The sequence below is a fragment of the Pseudomonas sp. AFG_SD02_1510_Pfu_092 genome (assembly GCF_003331055.1).
Lineage (GTDB): Bacteria > Pseudomonadota > Gammaproteobacteria > Pseudomonadales > Pseudomonadaceae > Aquipseudomonas.
Window position 1 is genome coordinate 1 of sequence record NZ_PUQD01000126.1, and the last position, 1,434, is coordinate 1,434.

Here is a 1,434-nt window from a genome sequence, read left to right on the forward strand (position 1 = left end):
GCGCTGTTCTCCCTCGACGGCGGGGATGGTTGCGACCAGTTGCTGGGCATCCCCTCGCAGAACGGCGTTGGGCCCGCGTGGTTTCGCAACAACCCCTGGATCCGCGACCCGGCACGCAACCACCGCGACACCTTCCTCCAGCAAGTGCTGGAACATGCCGGCGACACCCTGGGCAACGCCTGGCTGGCGGAATTCCATGCCTTTGCCGCCAGCGAAAAACTGCAACTGGTGTGCATCGACGACGCGATCCGCCTCGACGAACTGGCCCCGCCTGTTCTCGACCACATGGGCGAACGCAGCCAGCAAGGCTTTGGCTTCGTCCTGCACAGCAACTTCTTCTTCACCGACCACAAAATCTATTTCGCCACCTTCACCCATGTGCAGTGGGCCGAGGCCCAACGGGAAGAGTACCTCGACGAGCACGGCACCCCGCGCATCAGCCCGCCGTACACCTGGCACAGGCCCAGTGGCCTGTACCCGGTCAAGCAGGCATGCGAGCAGCTGGCCCGCCACTACGCCGAAGCCAAGGCCCGGGCGCGCCTGTGGCAAGGCGTTATCGGCGCAGGCGAGTTCGCCGTCGGCGTACTGGCCTTCATCCCGGTGGTGCGCGGCATCAAGGGCGCCGTAACGCTTGGCCGCTATGCCTTCGTCGCCCTGGAGGCGGCGCTGGCCGCCGACGCCATGGTCGATGGCAGCAGCCGCATGATCAGTGGCGAAGGCCTGAGTATCGGCGAGCAGTTCTTCACCGACCTGGCGCGCCTGGCCGACCCCGACACTGCCGAGGCACGTGGCAAGCAGGTGTTCATGGCCATCAATCTGGCCCTGCTGCTGCCTGCGGCCATGGGGGGCGCCCGCTGGCTGATGCACAAGCTGCGCCCCGGCAGCATGACCACCGTGCGCCTCGACAACGCCGCACTGTCGCAAGAGGAAGTCCGGCGCCTTGGAAACCGCAGCGCCGGCGAAGTCACCGTGCTGGAAACCCGCATCCAGCGACACGCCCGCGATGGTGAACACCCGGTCACCGCCCGTGAGCTGCACTCGGTGGAGCGCAATGCCAGCCTGGTCGCCCTGGATGTGGTCGGTGGCAAGGCCGACTACGCCTATATGGCGACCACCTTGCGCGACCGGCTGGTGGCCCTGATCCAGCACAGCGTCGGCCCGGTGCGCATGGGCGGCAGCCTGACCCGGGTGGTGGCCGATGCCGGTGAAGAAGCCTTGGCGGCAGCCCTGGTCAGTCACTGGAAGGTCAAGCCGGAGAACATTTTTGGCATGAGCACCCACCCTTCCCGGCCCAGCCAGTTCGGGTTGAAGAACAAGAGCGATCAAGGGATCGACATGCTGGTGTACGTGCCGCCACCCCCTTCGATGACGGTACGAAATCCGACGACGCAGGAGATGCGGCATCACATCGATGGGCTGAAAGGGACGGCGCCG

The 1,434-nt window shown here is 66.1% G+C and carries 1 protein-coding gene; it reads left to right on the top strand.

Annotated elements, in window-relative coordinates; all coding sequences use genetic code 11:
* Positions 1 to 1,434, top strand: a 1,434-nt coding sequence (locus C6A77_RS26055; RefSeq protein WP_241507458.1) for a hypothetical protein, incomplete at both ends; no start/stop codon positions are given.